The sequence below is a fragment of the Haloglomus irregulare genome (genome assembly GCF_007421925.1).
Classification (GTDB): Archaea; Halobacteriota; Halobacteria; order Halobacteriales; family Haloarculaceae; genus Haloglomus; species Haloglomus irregulare.
On record NZ_QMDX01000008.1, the window covers coordinates 121,678 to 139,390 of the forward strand.

The 17,713-nt window shown below is 69.2% G+C and carries 13 protein-coding genes; 8 read left to right on the top strand and 5 right to left on the bottom strand.

The annotated features are described in order from the left end of the window. The first annotated feature begins 115 nt into the window (after nucleotides 1–115). From DP107_RS12995 to psmB, 4 genes are all read left to right on the top strand, one after another. On the top strand, nucleotides 116–3,205 hold the full coding sequence (locus tag DP107_RS12995) for an oligosaccharyl transferase, archaeosortase A system-associated (protein WP_185977306.1): 3,090 nt from the start codon (nucleotides 116–118) through the stop codon (nucleotides 3,203–3,205). A 1-nt stretch (nucleotide 3,206) separates the two neighbouring features. Continuing rightward, nucleotides 3,207–4,184, top strand: a complete 978-nt coding sequence (locus DP107_RS13000; RefSeq protein ID WP_144262582.1) for a DUF368 domain-containing protein — start codon at nucleotides 3,207–3,209, stop codon at nucleotides 4,182–4,184. Further along, the gene (locus DP107_RS13005; protein ID WP_144262583.1) at nucleotides 4,185–5,504 is read left to right on the top strand and encodes an MFS transporter; all 1,320 of its coding nucleotides are present in this window, start codon (nucleotides 4,185–4,187) and stop codon (nucleotides 5,502–5,504) included. Nucleotides 5,505–5,575: 71 nt separating this feature from the next. Continuing rightward, nucleotides 5,576–6,289: an archaeal proteasome endopeptidase complex subunit beta gene (gene psmB / locus DP107_RS13010; RefSeq protein ID WP_144262584.1), complete on the top strand. Its 714-nt coding sequence runs from the start codon at nucleotides 5,576–5,578 to the stop codon at nucleotides 6,287–6,289. Between the two features lie 319 nt (nucleotides 6,290–6,608). On the opposite strand, the gene DP107_RS13015 is transcribed toward psmB, so the two are convergent. Then, nucleotides 6,609–6,896 (bottom strand): hypothetical protein, encoded by a 288-nt coding sequence (locus tag DP107_RS13015; RefSeq protein ID WP_144262585.1) that lies wholly within the window; start codon nucleotides 6,894–6,896, stop codon nucleotides 6,609–6,611. Nucleotides 6,897–7,016: 120 nt separating this feature from the next. On the opposite strand from DP107_RS13015, the gene DP107_RS13020 reads away from it, so the two are divergent. Continuing rightward, complete coding sequence (locus DP107_RS13020) at nucleotides 7,017–7,844, top strand: MBL fold metallo-hydrolase (RefSeq protein ID WP_144262586.1); 828 nt, start codon at nucleotides 7,017–7,019, stop codon at nucleotides 7,842–7,844. 1 nt (nucleotide 7,845) lies between these two features. Here DP107_RS13020 and DP107_RS13025 read toward each other — a convergent pair whose 3' ends face one another. Genes DP107_RS13025 through DP107_RS13035 form a run of 3 tightly spaced genes read right to left on the bottom strand, consistent with a single transcriptional unit; the run spans nucleotide 7,846 to nucleotide 11,730 of the window. Then, nucleotides 7,846–8,133, bottom strand: coding sequence for a hypothetical protein (locus DP107_RS13025; RefSeq protein WP_144262587.1), 288 nt, complete (start codon nucleotides 8,131–8,133; stop codon nucleotides 7,846–7,848). A gap of 50 nt (nucleotides 8,134–8,183) precedes the next feature. Continuing rightward, nucleotides 8,184–9,302 carry a DNA topoisomerase IV subunit A gene (locus DP107_RS13030; RefSeq protein WP_144262588.1) on the bottom strand — a complete coding sequence of 373 codons (1,119 nt, stop codon included), beginning with the start codon at nucleotides 9,300–9,302 and terminating at the stop codon, nucleotides 8,184–8,186. 1 nt (nucleotide 9,303) lies between these two features. After that, nucleotides 9,304–11,730, bottom strand: coding sequence for a DNA topoisomerase VI subunit B (locus tag DP107_RS13035; RefSeq protein ID WP_144262589.1), 2,427 nt, complete (start codon nucleotides 11,728–11,730; stop codon nucleotides 9,304–9,306). 178 nt (nucleotides 11,731–11,908) lie between these two features. Between DP107_RS13035 and gyrB the strand changes: the two genes are divergently transcribed. Together gyrB and gyrA are read left to right on the top strand one after the other, a co-directional pair. Next, the gene (gene gyrB / locus DP107_RS13040) at nucleotides 11,909–13,825 is read left to right on the top strand and encodes a DNA topoisomerase (ATP-hydrolyzing) subunit B (protein ID WP_144262590.1); all 1,917 of its coding nucleotides are present in this window, start codon (nucleotides 11,909–11,911) and stop codon (nucleotides 13,823–13,825) included. Between the two features lie 192 nt (nucleotides 13,826–14,017). Further along, on the top strand, nucleotides 14,018–16,543 hold the full coding sequence (gene gyrA / locus DP107_RS13045) for a DNA gyrase subunit A (RefSeq protein WP_144262591.1): 2,526 nt from the start codon (nucleotides 14,018–14,020) through the stop codon (nucleotides 16,541–16,543). A 4-nt stretch (nucleotides 16,544–16,547) separates the two neighbouring features. Here gyrA and DP107_RS13050 read toward each other — a convergent pair whose 3' ends face one another. Continuing rightward, nucleotides 16,548–16,925 (bottom strand): hypothetical protein, encoded by a 378-nt coding sequence (locus DP107_RS13050; RefSeq protein WP_144262592.1) that lies wholly within the window; start codon nucleotides 16,923–16,925, stop codon nucleotides 16,548–16,550. An 87-nt stretch (nucleotides 16,926–17,012) separates the two neighbouring features. On the opposite strand from DP107_RS13050, the gene DP107_RS13055 reads away from it, so the two are divergent. Continuing rightward, the gene (locus DP107_RS13055; protein WP_144262593.1) at nucleotides 17,013–17,675 is read left to right on the top strand and encodes a class I SAM-dependent methyltransferase; all 663 of its coding nucleotides are present in this window, start codon (nucleotides 17,013–17,015) and stop codon (nucleotides 17,673–17,675) included. Nucleotides 17,676–17,713: the final 38 nt, after the last annotated feature.

Below are 17,713 nucleotides of genomic sequence, written 5' to 3' on the forward strand. Positions count from 1 at the left end.
CCGCCGCGACCCGTCGGGACCGCCTCGGCCACGGCGCACGGAGCCGAGAGCCGGCACTGTGACCGTCGCGGCCATCGCAAAAGGCTTATGCGGGTTTTGGCCCCCCGTTCGGTCAATGAGCCAGCCCTCGAAGTCGCTCTCCGAACAGGTCGAGGATTTCGACCTGTCGACCGACGCGCTCCGGGCCTACTATCACGTCCCGGTGCTCGCGGCGCTGTTCGGGTTCATGCTCTGGATCCGCGCACGAGGTTGGGAGGGGTACGTCAACGGCGAGACGGTCCTGTTCGCCGGCAACGACGCCTGGTATCACTACCGAATGGTCCAGTACACGGTCGAGGAGTGGCCGGCGACGATGCCGTTCGACCCGTGGACCAGCTTCCCGACCGGGACCAGCGTCGGCCAGTTCGGCACACTGTTCGACCAACTCATCGCGACCGCGGCCCTCGTCTACGGGCTGGGGTCGCCCACCGAGTTCCAGGTCAAACTGGTGACGCTGTTCGCGCCCGCCGTCTTCGGTGCCCTCGTTCTCATCCCGGTGTTCTACCTGGGCAAGCGCGTCGGCGGAAAGGCGGGGGGTATCGTCGGCGCACTCGTCCTCGCGCTGACACCTGGACAGTTCCTCACCCGCTCCATCGTCGGCTTCTCCGACCACCACGTCGCCGAGACGCTGTTCATGGCCGTGGCCGTCGTCCTCGTGCTCGCGGCGCTCGCGGTCGCCCAGCGAGACCGCCCCATCTGGGAGCTCTTCACGACGGGTGACTGGGACGCGCTCCGGCCGACGCTGCTCTGGTCGACCGCTGCCGGCGTCGCGACCGGCCTCTACGTCTGGGTGTGGCCGCCCGGTGTGTTCCTCGCCGGTATCCTGGGCCTGTTCTTCGCCCTCTACCTCCTGGGGACGTTCATCCGTGGTCACAGCCCCGATCACGTCGGTATCGCCGGTGCGGTGACGATGACCGTTACGTCCGTCATGGTGCTCCTCCCGATTAACGAGTTCGGGTTCTCTGCGACCCGGTTCTCGCTCGCACAGCCGTTCGTCGCCGGCGGGGCCGCTCTGGCCTGTGTGGTCATCGTCGGCGGGAGCCGGGTCTGGGAGCGACTCGACCGGGACCTCCCACGGGCAGCGTTCCCGGCCGCGCTGGTCGGCGTCGGCCTCGTGATCGTTGGCCTGGTCGCAGTGGTGCTCCCGGATCTCTTCGGCTTCTTCCGGAACCAGCTCCTCCGGGTCATCGGCTTCGGTGCGACCGATACCGCCCGGACGGTCGCCGAGGCAACGCCCGTGCAGAACCCCGGACAGTTCGTCTACAACGCCTACGGGCTCGCCTTCTACACCGCCATCGGCGGTCTCGTCTACCTCACGTACCGGACGCTCAAGCAGGACGATATCGACCCCATCGGCAGCTTCATCGTCATCTGGTCGCTGTTCCTGCTGGCCGCGATGTTCACCCAGCGGCGCTTCGACTACTACTTCATCCTCTCGGTCTGCACGCTGAACGCCTACGCCGCCAAGCAGGCGTTCGACCTGCTCGACGTCGACGAGATCGCCCGTGACATCCGGAGCATCCAGGGGTATCAGGTGCTCTCCATCGTCGCGATACTCCTCATCGTGACGGCACCGCTCGCGATCCGTCCGAGCGGCGGTAGCTACTCCAACGTCGTCGACACGGCGGCCGGGCAGGCCTCCCCGGGCGAGGTCCAGAACTGGGAGGCCGGGTTGAGCTGGCTCGACGAGCAGACACCCGAGGAGGGCGAATGGGGTGAGAACCCCGACAGCGGACTGTCGGATGGGATATACGGCAGTTACGAGCGGACGGACGACTTCCAGTACGGGTCCGGGGACTACGGCGTGCTCGCGTGGTGGGACTACGGCCACTGGATAACGGTGCTCGGCGACCGGGTACCGAACGCCAACCCGTTCCAGCAGAACGCGCAGTACTCCGCCGAGGTGCTGCTCTCGACCAACGAGTCGTACGCGCGCGAGCGGATGGTCAACGGTGGCGACGAACAGACCCGGTACGTGATGCTCGACTACCAGCTGGGTGTCGCCGGGACCCGGAAGTTCAGTGCCCCGTCCGCGTGGCAGCGGCGATACGCCGTCGACAACGAGACCGGCGAGCACGTCGTCACGGAGTACGGGGGGTCCGGGCCGTCCGACCCGGGCCTTCGGCAACTCGGAGCGCGGGACCTCCAGCGGACGCTGTTCGTCGCCCAACAGAGACAGCAGCGGACCCGACTGGTGAGCCGATACGCGGTCCACAGCCAGCGGTCGATGGAGAGCTTCCGGACGCGGCTCTACCAGTACCACGGCAGCCGGGCCGAGCCGACGTTCCGTGACGGGAGCGTCGTTGTGGCCGACTGGGAACGGGTCGACTACCGGGGGCAGACCATCCCCGGAATCACCGCGTCGACCCAGCCGGTCCGGAGCTTCCCCAACATGAGCGCGGCGGAACAGTACGTCCGCCAGGACGGGACCGCGCAGATCGGCGGCGTGCTCGGCAAGCCGGCCGAACCCGTGCCGGCGATGGAGCATTACCGACTGGTCTGGGCCTCCGAACGGAGCGCCCAGACGCCCATCAGCCGGGCGTTCGGTCTCTGGTCGCGGCTGAACCGGCAGCCGCCCCAACCCATCGAGCAGCAGCCGTATCTGAAGACCTTCGAGCGGGTCGAGGGCGCGACGATCGAGGGCGAGGGTCCGGCGAACGCGAACGTCACCGCGAGCGTACAGATGCGCATCCCGACCAACAACCGGACGTTCACCTACGAGCAGCAGGTCGAGACCGGTGACGACGGCTCGTTCACGATGACGGTACCGTACTCGACGGAGGGGTACGACCGGTTCGGGCCGGAGAACGGCGCGACGAACGTCTCCGTCCGTGCCACCGGGCCGTACCGGCTCACCACCCCGGTGACGACCAACGACTCGCTCGTCGCGTCCCGGTTCCAGGCTACCGCCAACGTCTCCGAAGAACAGGTCATCGGCCGTGACGACGGCACCGTGCAGGTGACGCTCGAGGAGACGGTCCTCGCCGAGCCGGAGGGTCGGACCGACGACGGGAACACCACCGACTCCGGTGGCGATACCAACACCACGGACGAGGGTGGGTCCGGGACGAACACCACGCCGACGCCGACCCCGGCGCCGACCAACGGTACGGCGTCGCTGGCAGCGCCCGTGTGGTCGACGCCGCCGCTCGCCGCACTCCCCTGAAATGGGGGAGTCGGACTCCCGACCGACCGAGACCACGGGTTCCGGCATCGCGGTCCCCTGGTGGCTCTCGGTCTACCTGAAGGGTGCCGCGATGGGCGCCGCCGACACCGTTCCAGGCGTGTCGGGCGGGACGGTGGCGCTCATCGTCGGCATCTACGAGCGGCTGGTGACCGCCATCACGGAGCTCGACCCGCTGGCGGTGTTCCTGCTTGCCGACGTCCACACGAGCGCCGGGCGTGCCGCGCTGGTGACCCGACTCCGGGAGATGGAGGTGCCCTTCCTGCTCGCGCTGGGCGGCGGCATCGTGACCGCCGTGGTGACGCTCTCGCGGCTGCTGGCGGTCGCCCTCGCCCGGTTCCCCGCGCTCACGTTCGCGTTCTTCTTCGGGCTCATCGCGGCCAGCGCGGTCGTCCTCTACGGTGAGGTCGACGTCGGAACCCCACGTCGGGTCGCTGTCGCGGTCGGCGGGGTCGTGGCCGCTTTCATCCTTACCGGGCCCATCGCGGCCGCGTTGCCCAGCACGCTCCCCGTGGTCTTCCTCGCCGGGTCGGTCGCCGTCTCGGCGATGGTGCTACCCGGTATCAGCGGCTCCTTCCTGCTGCTGGTGCTCGGCCAGTACGAGTTCATGATCGGCACGCTGGGGACGTTCGTCGACGCCGCGCTCGCGCTGGCCACGGGGGGCGCGCGTGCGGACCTCGTCGGCCCGGGCGCGGTCGTGGTCACCTTCTGTGCGGGCGCGGTCGTCGGTCTGCTGACCGTGGCCCACGCCATCCGGTGGGCGCTTGACCACTACCGGGCCGCGACGCTGACGCTGCTCGTGAGCCTGATGATCGGGGCCCTCCGACTGCCGGCGATGCGCATCGCGGGGAGCGTCGCGACGCCGTCGATGTCGGTCGTCATCGGCCTTCTCGCCGCGGGCTCCGCCGGCGCCGCGCTCGTACTGGGACTGGACCGCGCGACGGCCGACATGGGTCTCTGAATGTCGGGCGCCGATGGACCCGGCGGGGGAGCGAGCTCGGCGACGGGCGGACCCGTCGCGGGCCTCCTCACGCGGCTGTTCGGGACGGAGTCGGACGTGGTCCGGGACCGGACGTTCCAGGTCCTGCTGCTCGGGAGCGTCATCTCGCCGATGGGGTCATCGGTCGTCTCGCCGGTGTTGGAGTCGCTGGCGGGTCCCTACGGTGTCTCGGTCGCCCGCGTCGGGCTGCTGATGGCCGCCTTCACGGCCCCGTCCATCGTCGCCATCCCGCTGGTGGGCGCGCTCTCGGACCGGGTCGGCCGCCGTCCCGTCCTGGCCGCAGGGCTGGCCCTGTTCGGGGTCGCCGGCGCTGCTGCCGCCCTGACGACGGATTTCCGTGTCGTCGTCGGGCTCCGGCTCCTGCAGGGGCTCGGCTACACCGGCATCGGGCCGGTCCTCATCGCGAGCGTCGGCGACCTGTACGCCGGCGAACGTGAGGCGACCGCACAGGGCGTGCGCTTCGCTGCTGTCGGGCTCTCGCTGGCCGTCTTCCCCGTCCTCGCGGGCGCGCTCGTCAGTGCGGAGTTCCGGCTTCCGTTCGCCCTCTTCCTGGCCGCGATACCGGTCGCGCTGGTGGTGCTGCTGGTCTTCGACGAGCCGACCCGTGCCGACGCCGGAGACGGTGCCGATGCGGATGGCGAGGATTCGCTGTTCGGGCGGCTGCGCGACCCACTCGTCCTCGCGGCACTCGTCGGTCGCGCGGTCCCCTCGTTCCTCTGGTTCGCCTTTCTCACCTACGCCTCCGTCGTGACCGGGCGGCTGCTGGGCGGGTCGGCCGCCGTCGCCGGCCTCGTGGTCGGGCTGGCGAGTCTCGGCTCCGCGCTGGGTGGGACGCAGGTCGGCCGACTGACCGCCGCGTTCGACGGCCGCGGGGCGCCGCTGGCCGTGACGATGGCGCTCTGCGGGCTCGGCCTCGCCGGGTTCGGGCTGGCGACCTCGCTCGCGGTCGCGGCCGCGACGGCCGCCGTCGTCGGCGCGGGCTTCGGGACCGTCCTCACCCTCTACCGCTCGACGGTGACCGGGCTGGCGGACGCGGGCGCCCGCGGCGGTCTCGTCAGCGTCGGCGAGTCCGTGGGCCGTCTCGGGTCCACGGCCGCGCCGCTGGCGCTTGGCGGCCTCGTCACCGTCGGCGCGCCGGTGGTCGGCTTCGAGGCGGCTCTCCGCTACACCGTCCTCGGGACCGCGGTCCTCGGGACGGCCGTCGGCGCGGCACTCGGCCTGCTCGCCGGCCGCGCCCACACCGACGCCGGCCCCGGGGTCGATGACGACGGGCCCGTGTGACCCGGGGTACGAGCGCCGCGCCGGTGGCCGAAGGAGTGACTTTATCAACGCGACGAGTGTATACGGCATCAATGCGTCAGAACGAGTTCTCCGCTCCGAGCCTCGACGACGGGATGGAATCAGCCGTGTACGAGCCCGAACTGGGCACCCTTCCGGACGTCTCCGAGAAGGACGCCGAGAAGGTCAACACCACCGGCACGACCACCATCGGTATCTCCACCGACGACGGCGTCGTCATCGCGACGGACATGCGCGCGTCGCTCGGCGGCCGCTTCGTCTCCAACAAGAACGTCCAGAAGGTCGAGCAGATCCACCCGAACGCCGCGCTCACGCTCGTCGGCTCCGTCGGCGGTGCCCAGTCGTTCATCCGCTCGCTGCGCGCCGAGGTCGACCTCTACGAGGCCCGTCGCGGCGAGGACATGAACATCGAGGCGCTCGCCACCCTCGCTGGCAACTTCGCCCGTGGCGGCCCGTTCTTCGCCATCAACCCCATCCTCGGCGGCGTCGACGACGACGGCTACCACGTCTTCTCCATCGACCCCGCGGGCGGCGTCATGGGCGACGACTACACCGTCACCGGCTCCGGCCTCACCGTCGCGTACGGTACCTTAGAGCGCGAGTACAGTGACGACCTCTCCGTCGAGGAGGCCAAGCAGGTCGCCGCCAGCGGCGTCAAGGCCGCCGTCGAGCGCGACACCGGCTCCGGCAACGGGGTCTACCTCGCCGAGGTCACCGAGGAGGGCGTCGACATCAACGGTCACAAGGACTTCGGCGACGTGCTGTAAAGGAGGTTTCCTGCGCCGCGGGTCGGCTTGTCGCCCGGTTTCGCCGGCGATCCGCTTTGCGCGAGAAAGGTTCGGGAGGAGGGCTCCTCCTCGACTCGGGTGCGCCGGCCTGACGACCAGTACATCGCTCGTCTCGGAGGAGTGAAACGCGCCCGCTTCGCTCTCGCGTACGGGGCCACTCTATTTTCACTTTACCCCGGTATAACCCATTTATATGCCCAGTATCCGGGCAGAATCGGCGATTCGGATCCGATATCTATCACAGATCGGCTGCCGGCGGACGGCGAGTGCTGATATCGGAGGGCCGACGGCCGGAGTGTCAGTCGGCGATCTCGTCCTCGATGGCCGCGAGTCGCGCCTCGATTCGTTCCATCCGGGCCGCGAGGTCATCGACGCGGGCGACCTCGGCACTGGCCTCGTCGACGTGCTCGATGCGACGTGCCAGCTCGACGTGGGTGTCACGGGCGGCGGTCTGCATCCGGTCGAACCGTTCGGCCAGGCCGACGTCCGCGTCGTCGGTTCCGATGGTCGGACCGCTCGGGGCACGCCGCGGACCGCTGGTTTCTACACGGTTCACGTGTCGTTCGAGTTCGTCGTCGCTGACCATACTGTGGACCCCTCGTTGTTCGACCGAGGCGGCCCGACGATATAAGAACCCTCTCGCGTTCTCTGGTGCTGAAAACCCCGCGCCGGAACGTTGAGGTGGCCGCTGGCCGGAGCCGTGGGCATGGTCCGTCACGACGGCATCCGAGCCGACTGGCTCGGGTACGCGACCCTGCGGCTCGAGACGCCCGCGCCGGCCGTCGCCGCGGCCGACGCCGACCGAACCGTCGTCTACTGCGACCCCGGCCGGTACGGCGTCCTCGCGGGCGAGTGGCCGCCCGACGGCGCGGGCGGCGAGGGGGTCACCCATCCCCGCGGCCCGGCCGTCAAACCCGTGGACGCGGACCTCGTCTGCGTCACCCACGACCACCACTACGACCCGGCGGCTATCCGGCGGGTCGCGAGCGAGGGGACTACCATCGTCGTGTTCGAGGGGGTCAACACCCACCGCATCGACCGCGATGTGGCGCGACCGGTCGACCTCCCCGGGACCGTCCGCCGCGTGGACGACGAGGCCGATTTCGCCGTCGACGACGTCATCGTGCGGACGACCCCGGCGTACAACGACCCCGACGGCCCGCACGTGCGCCCGTCGGGCGAGCCGTACCACCCCGAGGGGTTCGGCTGCGGGTTCCATCTCACGCTCCCGACGCCCGCTGGGGCCGGCGTGGCCGACGGTATCCGCGTCTACTGGCCCGGGGATACGGACGTGCTGCCGGGCCACGATGAACTCGACGTGAGCCTGTTCTGTCCGCCCATCGGTGGCTCGTTCACGATGGACCGGCACGGGGCGGCCGACCTGGCCGCCGCGTTGGACCCGGACCTGACCCTCCCCGTCCACTACGACACGTTCCCCGCGCTGGAGGCTGACTCCCGGGCGTTCGCCGCCGACGTGGCCGCCCGGGGCGTCCCGGTCGTCCTCTCGGAGTCGTGGCCCGGTGACCTCCGCTGAGTCAGCCGAACAGTAGCCCGACGGCGAGGAACAGGCCGACGACGGCCGTCAGCGCGACGATGACGAGGAAGGCGAGCCGCACGAACCGGCCACCACCCAGCAGGTTCCGGTCGGCCGACATCGGGTCCAACAGCCGGCCCCGGGCCCGCGTGAGCACCCCGTCGACGCCGCGAGTGTGGGCGTCGTACTCGTCCTGCGGGACGACGACCGCGTTCCCGCAGACGCCACACTCCTCCGGGGGTTCGTGGTAGGGGTACTCACACTCCGTGCAGATCCACTCCTCCGGCACGCTGTCCCGGAGGGAGCGACCCGCGAAAAGCGTTGGCGTGCCGGGTTCGGTCAGAACACGCCCATCTCGCCCAGCCGCTCGGGCAGGTAGGTGTCGGTCACGAAGTCGAGGCCGCGGGAGGCCAGCGCCTGCTGCTCGGCCTTCTGCCCGATATCGAGCTGGAGCTCGATCTCCTCGCGCCAGAACTCCGTCTGGAACCGCGGGTCGTCCAGCTCTGACTCCAGCGCGTTGATATCCGAATCGCTCAGCGGGTCCGTCGGCAGGTCGTACTCGACGATGTCCCGCGGGCGGATGCCGACGAACTGGGCCGCCGGCGTGGCGAGGTACTCCGAGAGGTGCGCGGACTTGATGGAGCCGTACGCCACGGAGCCGTAGATGCGGTACGACCACGGGTCGCTGTCGGTGAAGACCACGACCGGGATGTCCAGCTCGCCGTGGAGCCGCTTGGTGATGCGCCGGGTGGCGCGGGCGGGCTGGCCCTTCAGATGGACCACGATGCAGCCGTGCTCCTCGTCGAACCCGTTCTCGACGAGCCGGTCGCGCATCCCGCCGGTCTCCACACAGAGGATGAACTCCGCGTCGTTCTCGAGGAACTCGATGGTGTCGGGGTTGTTGGGGATCTGGTAGCCGCCCTCGCCGACGTCCTCCTGGCAGTGGATCTCGCGCTCGCCGCGGCGGGTCTGCTCGCGCAGCAGGAGTGGCCCCATCAGCGTGGCGCCGGACTCCTCGGGCCGCATGTGGAAGTCCTCGCGGGTGACCCCCGAGACGACCTCCAGGTCCTCGATGAGGCCGTTGGAGTCGTCCTGGTCGTTGAACTGGGCGAACTCGTTGTCCCAGGACTCGCTGAGGTAGTAGAGCTCACGCAGGGTCGACGAGCGGCCCTCCTCCAGCTGCTGGGCCAGGAACTCGATGGTGTAGATGGCCTTCAGCAGCTTCTGGGCGCCCGCCTTCGTCTTGGCCGTCCGGGTGGTCCGGCGGTCGCCCAGTACCCAGACACCCTTCTCCTCGCTGTACTCGATGTTGCTCTTCGTGCGGGTGGGGATGCGCATCCGGGGGACGTCCCCCTCCGCGAACTGGTCGTAGAACTCGCTCGCGAGCTCGATGAGCTCCTCGCGGGCGCGTTCGCTGTTCGGGTCCGTCTCGGCGTCGGCGTCGGTGTCGGTACTCATGTCAGGTGTTGGTCGTCAGTTTCTCCTCGGCGATACCCTCGACGGCGACCTCGAACTCGGCGTCGTCGACGTCGTAGACGAGTTCGGCCGTCTCGCCCGCGCCGACGGACGGCTCCCAGCGGACGAACCACTCCCCGTCCATCTCCACGACGCTCGCCCCCTCGACCTCGCCGGGGTCGACCGAGCAGATGTCGGTGATCTCCGGCTCGACGCCGGCGTCGTCGTTGTTCTCGACGACGAGCTTGCAGTGGCCGTTCTCCCGGCGCCGCTCGACGAGGACGTTGTTCATGATGCGGGCCAGCGAGTCGTCGATGTCCAGGGGCTCGCGCTCCGTCACCTCCGTCAGCTTGTCCGCCATCTCCGGGAGGATCTCGGCCAGCGTGTCCCGCTTCTGCCGGCGCTCCTTCAGCGAGCGCTGCCTGTTGAGGTAGGTCTTCAGCTCGCGGGCGGCCTCCCGCAGCGCGAGCTCGATCTCGTCCTCGATCTCCGGAACGTTGGCCACGGCGTCCTTCGACTCGCTGGTGAACGGGACGTTCGTCGAGGCGACGTGGACCATCAGCACCGCGGGCCCGTTCGGGATGCCGCTCCCGCCCGGCTGGTCGAGGTTGTAGTTGCGCCAGTTGATGTCCTTGATGACGTCGACCGTCGCGCAGGCGCCGCGCTGGTAGACCAGCGGGACGCGGTTGGCAAAGCGGAGCGTCTCCACGCTCCCCTCGGTGTCTAAGGCACCGCCGTAGGCGATGCCGGCCTCGACGATGAACGGGTCGCCGCCGTGGACCTCCGCGTCGCGGGTGCAGGCCGCGAAGAAGTCCGCGTCGTACTCCTTGCGGAGGCCGGCCTCCACCAGCTCGGCGGTGATGGGTGCCAGGCAGTCCGTCGGCGGGGAGAGGATATCCGTCTCCCGCATCGCCTCCAGCAGCCGCGCGACCGCGTCGCGGTCGTCGACGAGGGCGCTCACCTTCGGTGGGTCCGCCCGCACCGTCCGAGCGCGAGCCCAGAACGCGTCGACCACGTTCTCCCGGGCGGTCGCGCCGAACGTCTCGCCGTCGCGCTCCTCGGTCCGCTCGGCGGCCCACTCCACCCACTCCGCGAGGGTGTCGCGGGTGGCGCGGTCCCGCGCGCCGTCGCCCACGCCAGCCTCGGCGGCCTCCGCGTCGGCGAATCGCCCGGCGACACGGCGTCCCAGTCCCTCGATGGCAGCGTCGTCCTTCCGCTTCGTGGTGGCGTCGTCGACGAGCCGGTAGCAGTCCGACTCCCGGACGGTCGTCACCTCGGCCCAGGCGGCCGCGACGGCGTTCTCCCGGACCGTGGTACCGAGCCGGACGTCGAACTCCTCCTCGATGGCCTCGGCAGCGGCGTCGACCGCCCGCGACACGTCGCCGTGGCCGACGGCATCGTGCTCGTCGAGTTCGGCCGCCACCCGGTCACCGAACGCGTCGGTCGCCTCGGCACCCTTGTTGGCCGTCGCATCCACCACCGCGGCGGTCACGTCGGCGTCGTCACCCGCGGTCGGGATGCGCCAGGCCATCTCCCGGCCGAACTGGCGGTCACGGAAGGCGTCGACCACGTTGCCGGCAGTGGTCGCGCCGACGCGTGTGAACTCCTCCTGGAGGAAGCCGCTGACGGAGTACGAATCCGTCGCGGCGAGCATCTTCTTCAGCGTTCCCAGCTCCACCCCGTGCGGGTGGGGCTTGATTTCGGCCGTCTCGGCGGGGAGCTGGTCGGTGGCGCGCTCGAACTTCAGTGGCTCGTCCAGTCCCGGCTCCCGCAGTTCGATGCGGGCGTGCGGGTTGACGACCGCGGTGTGCTCGATGTAGTCGTGGAGCTGCTGGCGCGCACGCATGTTCCCCTCCATCTCCAACTCGATGCGGGTGCCGTGGGGACGCTCCCAGGTCGTCCCCCGGTCCACGTCGATCTCGGGCTCGTTCGTGTCCGTGTCGATGATGAGCTCGAAGTAGCGCGCGTCGCCGCCACGTGGCTTGGACGTGATCTTCGCGGGCTTGCCGGAGGTCTTCTGGGAGTACAGCACCGCGGCGGAGATACCGATCCCCTGCTGGCCGCGGTTCTGCTCGCGCTTGCCGAACCGGGAGCCGTACAGCAGTTTGCCGAAGATCTTCGGGACCTGTTCCCTGGTGATGCCGGGGCCGTTGTCCTCGACCACGAGCCGGTAGTAGTCGTCCAGTTCCTCGATCTCGACGTAGATGTCCGGGAGGACGTCGGCCTCCTCGGTAGCGTCGAGGGCGTTGTCGACGGCCTCCTTGACGGCCGTGACGAGCCCTCGGGCCCCCGAGTCGAACCCGAGCATATGCTTGTTCTTGTCGAAGAACTCGGCGATGGAGATGGCGCGTTGCTCCCCGGCGAGCTCCTCGGCGATGCCCTCGCCGCCATCACCCCCGCTTCCACCGAGTTCCGACTGGAACGATGTCATTACCGGACTCCTATCCCGCGCGAGCGTAAAACCTGCCCGCTACCATGGTGGAAGTGGAGCGCACCCGTCGGACGCCCGGCTGCCGTCCGGCATCCGGGGACGCCGACACCGGCTCGGGGAAAGCGCGCGCGCGCGTGGGAGGGTTTAAAAGTGGGGGGCTATTAGATACGGTAGATAGATGTCTCAGGGTTACAGCGAGGACAACATCCAGACCCTCGAAGGACTAGAAGCGGTCCGGAAGCGGCCCGCGATGTATATCGGCTCGACTGACACGCGGGGGCTGCACCACCTCGTCTACGAGGTCGTCGATAACTCCATCGACGAGGCTCTCGCCGGCTACTGCGACCATATCGAGGTCACGGTCCACGAGAACGGTTCGGTGACGGTCAGCGACGACGGTCGCGGCATCCCGGTGGGTGAGCACGAGTCCGGCAAGTCCGCCGTCGAGGTCGTGATGACCGTCCTCCACGCGGGCGGGAAGTTCGACAAGGACTCCTACCAGGTGTCGGGCGGACTCCACGGCGTCGGCGTCTCCGTCGTGAACGCGCTCTCCCAGTGGCTCGAGGTCGAGGTCAGGCGCGACGGCGGGGTCTACCGGCACCGCTTCGACCACGGCGACCCCGAACAGGGGCTCGAACGGGTCCGGGATATGGAGCCCGACGAGGAGACCGGGACCACCATCCAGTTCTGGCCGGACCCGGAGATCTTCGAGACGCTGGAGTTCACGTACTCCACGCTCGCCTCCCGGCTGCGGGAACTGGCCTTCCTCAACCCGGGCGTCGCCATCACCATCGGGGACGAGCGCGAGGACCGCTCCCAGACCTTCGAGTACGAGGGCGGTATCCGCGAGTTCGTCGGGTTCCTCAACGAGACTCGCGACGTGCTCCACGACGACGTCGCCTACATCGAGGGGACCGGCGAGACGGACGACGGCCCGGTCGAGGTGGAGATCGCCATCCAGGCGACCGCCGGGGTGCAGGGCTCCATCCACGCCTTCGCGAACAACATCAACACCCGCGAGGGTGGTACCCACATGACCGGGTTCAAGACCGCGCTCACACGCGTGGTCAACGACTACGCCACCACACAGGGGATGCTGAACGATATCGACGGCACGCTCAAGGGTGAGGACATCCGCGAGGGCCTCACCGCCGTCCTCTCCATCAAGCATCCCGACCCGCAGTTCGAGGGGCAGACGAAGACGAAACTCGGCAACGGCGAGGTCAGAGGGATAGTGGAGGGCATCGTCCACAAGCGGCTCTCGGCCTATCTGGAGGAGCACCCGGACACCGCCGAGGCCGTCGTCGCGAAGGCGGTCGAAGCCGCCAAGGCCCGGATGGCCGCCAAGAAGGCCGAGGAGCTGACCCGCCGGAAGTCCGCGCTCGACTCGACCAGCCTCCCGGGGAAGCTGGCGGACTGCCAGAGCCGCGACCCGGAGGAGGCCGAGCTGTTCGTCGTCGAGGGGGACTCCGCCGGCGGGAGCGCCAAGCAGGGCCGGAACCCCGAGTTCCAGGCGGTCCTGCCGCTCCGCGGGAAGATCCTCAACGTGGAGAAGCACCGGCTCGACCGCATCCTCGAGAACGACCAGATCCGGAACCTCATCACCGCCGTCGGCACCGGCATCGGCGACGAGTTCGACATCAAGGAGTGTCGCTACCACAAGATCATCATCATGACGGACGCGGACGTGGACGGCGCCCACATCCGGACGCTGATGCTGACCTTCCTCTACCGGCACATGCCGGAGCTACTGGAGCGTGGCTACGTCTACGCGGCCCAGCCGCCCCTCTATCGGGTCCGGTACCGGGGGGAGACATACGACGCCATGACCGAGGCCGAGCGCGACCGCATCGTCAACGAGGTCTGTGACGGCTCGCCCGACCAGGTCCAGCGGTTCAAGGGCCTCGGCGAGATGAACCCGCAGCAGCTCTGGGACACGACGATGAAGCCCGACAACCGCATCCTCAAGCAGATCAACATCGAGGACGCGGCGACCGCCGACCGGATGTTCTCCGTGCTGATGGGCGACGCGGTGGAACCCCGCAAGCAGTTCATCAAGGAGCACGCCGAGGACGCCGAGTGGGTCGACATCTGAGTCGCCCACCGCACTCGATTCTCGACGGCAGTTCGCGGAACGAGCCGGCGTGGACGTGCCGGGCCGGGAGACTTTAACGGGGGGGCACCGTAGGTTCGGATAACGGGTTCGGGGCCCAGCCCGGATGAACCCCCGATTTCGGCCGCCGTAGTGGCCCCGACGAGTCCACACCGGAACCCACCAGGACACAACATGAGTTCAGAGACACCGGATATCCCCGACGAGGTCGCCGAGCGGATAGAGAGCGTCCGCGTCGAGGACGAGATGGAGCAGTCGTACATCGACTACGCGATGAGCGTCATCGTCGGGCGCGCCCTGCCGGACGCCCGGGACGGCCTGAAGCCAGTCCAGCGGCGCATCCTCTATGCGATGCACGAGATGGGCGTCACCTCGAACGCTGGCCACCGGAAGTCCTCGAACGTGGTCGGGGAGACGATGGGGAACTACCACCCCCACGGTGACAGCGCCATCTACGACGCGCTGGCGCGGATGGCCCAGGGGTTCTCGCTGCGCTATCCGCTGGTCGATGGCCAGGGGAACTTCGGCAGCATCGATGGCGACCCGCCGGCCGCGATGCGGTACACGGAGGCCCGGATGGCGCCGCTGGCCGAGGAGATGCTGGACGACATCGAGCAGGACACCGTCGACTTCGAGTCCAACTACGACGACCGGCTCACGGAGCCGGCGGTGCTGCCGGCGGCGTTGCCCAACCTGCTGTTGAACGGTGCTTCCGGCATCGCGGTCGGGATGAGCACGAACATCCCGCCCCATAACCTCGGCGAGGTGGTCGACGCCTGTATCCACGTTATCGAGAACCCGGACTGCGCCATCGCGGACCTCATCGAGACGAAGGAGTCGCCCGGCCCCATCGAGGGTCCCGACTTCCCGACCGGTGCGCGCATCGTCGGGAAGGAGGGCGTCTACGACGCCTACACGACCGGCAAGGGCCGCGTGCGGGTCCGGGCCGACTACGAGGTCGAGCACGACGAGGGCGGGAAGGACCGCATCATCATCACCGCCTTCCCGTACCAGGAGAACAAGGCCCGGCGCATCGAGCGCATCGCCGACGACGTCAACGACGGGAAGATCGAGGGCATCACGGATATCCGTGACCAGTCCGACCGCGACGGCGTCCGCGTGGTCATCGAGCTGAAACGCGGTGCGAACACGGAGGTCGTGGAGAACCAGCTGGTCGAGCGCCACCTCGAGACGACGTTCGGCGTCAACTGCGTCGCGCTGGTCGACGACCAGCCCCAGCGGCTCGACCTGAAGCGGCTGCTGGAGACGTACGTCGACCATCGGCGCGAGGTCGTGCGCCGGCGCTCCGAGTTCCTGCTCGAGGAGGCCGAGGACCGCGCGCACATCCTCGAGGGGCGGCTGCAGGCGCTGCAGAACGTCGACGAGGTCGTCGACCTCATCCGAGGGAGCGAGGACCGTTCGGCGGCCATCGAGGCCCTGCAGACCGACGAGGACGCGCTCGGCTTCACCCTCAGCGAGGCCCAGGCCGAGCATATCGTCCGGATGCAACTCGGGTCGCTCACGTCGATGGAGGCCGAGGACGTGCAGACCGAGTACGCGGAGGTCCAGGACGAGATCGAGCGCCTGGAGACCATCCTCGGCTCGCAGGCCGAACTCGACCGTGTCGTCACCGAGGAGCTCGAGGAGATGAAGGCGCGGTACGACGACGAGCGCCGGACGACGTTCATGGAGGACGTCGGCTCGGTCACGCGCGAGGACCTCATCCCCGAGGAGGACGTGGTCGTCGTCGTCACCGAGGAGGACTACGTCAAGCGGATGCCTCTGGAGGAGTTCGACCCCCAGCACCGGGGCGGCAAGGGCATCATCGGCGTCCGGCCGAAGGACGGCGACCGCGTCGCGACCGTCTTCGAGGCGAACACGCACGACTACCTGCTCTGTTTCACCAGCACGGGCCAGGTCTACCGCCTGAAGACCTACGAGATCCCCGAGATGGGCCGCACCGCGCGGGGCACGTCGGCCCAGCAGGTGCTCGACCTCGACGGTGAGGAGGAGATCAACGCCGTCGTCGACGTGGCCGACCTCGACGAGGAGAACTACCTCGCGATGGCCACCCGGAACGGCTACGTCAAGCGGACCGCCGTCGGCGAGTTCGAGAACGTCCACTCGGGCGGCATCCGCGCGATCAAACTGGAGGGGGGTGACAGCCTCGCCGACGTCGAGGTCACCGACGGCGAGATGGACCTCGTCATCGCCAGCCGACAGGGGATGACCATCCGCTTCGACGAGTCCGAGGCCCGGTCGATGGGCCGGACCGCGCGCGGCGTGAACGGTATCAAGCTCCAGGGGGACGACGAGGTCGCCGGGCTCGTCGCCACCGGCGACGAGGACGAGCGCGCGCTCCTGACCGTCACCCGGATGGGCTTCGGGAAGCGAACGCCGCTCTCGGAGTACCGGCGACAGTCGCGCTACGGCAAGGGGCTCATCGACATCAAGACCAGTGAGCGCAACGGCCACGTAGTCTCCGTCAACGCCGTCACCGCGGACGACGGGCTGGTCATCATGAGCGAGAGCGGACAAATAATGCGGACCCACGTCGACGAGGTGTCGACCCAGGGCCGGAACACGATGGGGGTCGTCGTGATGCGGCTCGACGACGGGGACTGGGTCGCGAGCGTCGACACCATCCCGGCGATCGACAACGCCCCCGACGCGGGGGCGGACGCGACGGGAGAGGAGTGACCGGCTACTCCGGCTCGTCCTCGTAGAACCGGTCGTCCAGCGCCCGCTGGCTCGGAATCGTCTCCTCCTCGCCCTCGACGCGGTCGACGCGCAGCTGCGTCCGTTCCTCGCTCATCCCGAGGCCCTCGGCCATCCGGCGCTCGACCTCGGCGGGGTCGTCGGCCTCGGAACCGACCTTCCGGGCGATGTGGAACAGCCCGAGCCCGACCGTGACGAACAGGACCGTCATCGCCCCCATCGCGAGGGAGGCGCCCGTCTCGCCGCCGACGACCAGCGCGCCGACCAGCACGACCACGACCGCTACCAGTACGGCGCCCCCCGCGACCAGTGTCGGGGACGGCCCGTTGCCGCCCTCCCCGTCGGCCTCCGTGTTATCGCGCACGTGTTCGGGGACGGGTCCGAGTATCAAAACCCTGGCCCCGCCTCCGCGACCAGCAGACACAATACCGACCCCCGCACAGTCCGGGCCATGTCGGACGTGGGCTCGCAGTCGTACGCGGACCGGGTGTACGACTGGTGGAGCGAGCACCCGCGGCTGTTCGATGCGTTCCTCCGCGGCGCGTTCATGGGCCGCTACGACGAACTCCGGCGGACCGCCGCGGACCGCCTCGCCCCGGACCGTGATGGCCCCGTCATGGACCTGGCCTGCGGTGCCGGGCCGAACTTCGACCTCCTGGCCGAGCGCCTCTCCCCGGGCGGAACCGTCGTCGGTCTCGACCACTCGCCGGGCATGGTCCGGGCCGCGCGCGACCGCGCGACCGAGCGGAGCGACGACGTCGCCATCCGCGTTACCCGCGGTGACGCCGCGTCGCTCCCGTTCCCCGACGACGCCTTCGGGGCCGTCCTCTGTACGCTCTCGCTGTCCGCGATCCCCGACCACGTCCGCGCCATCGCCGAGGCGCGACGCGTGCTCCGCCCGGGCGGCCGGTTCGTCGTCTTCGACGCTCAGCCGTACCAGTCCGGCCCGGGTCGACTGCTGAACCCGCTCATCAACCGGGTCTCCGCGCGAGCGACGAACTGGTACCCCGGGCGCCACCTCCCGACCGACCTGCGCGCGGCGTTCGGCGCCGACAGCGTCGCGGTCGACCTGTTCAACGGTGGGACGGCGTTTCTCGCGACGGCGACCGTCTGAGCTCTCGCCTCCGCCGTGTCGTATCACCGGTTGTCGGT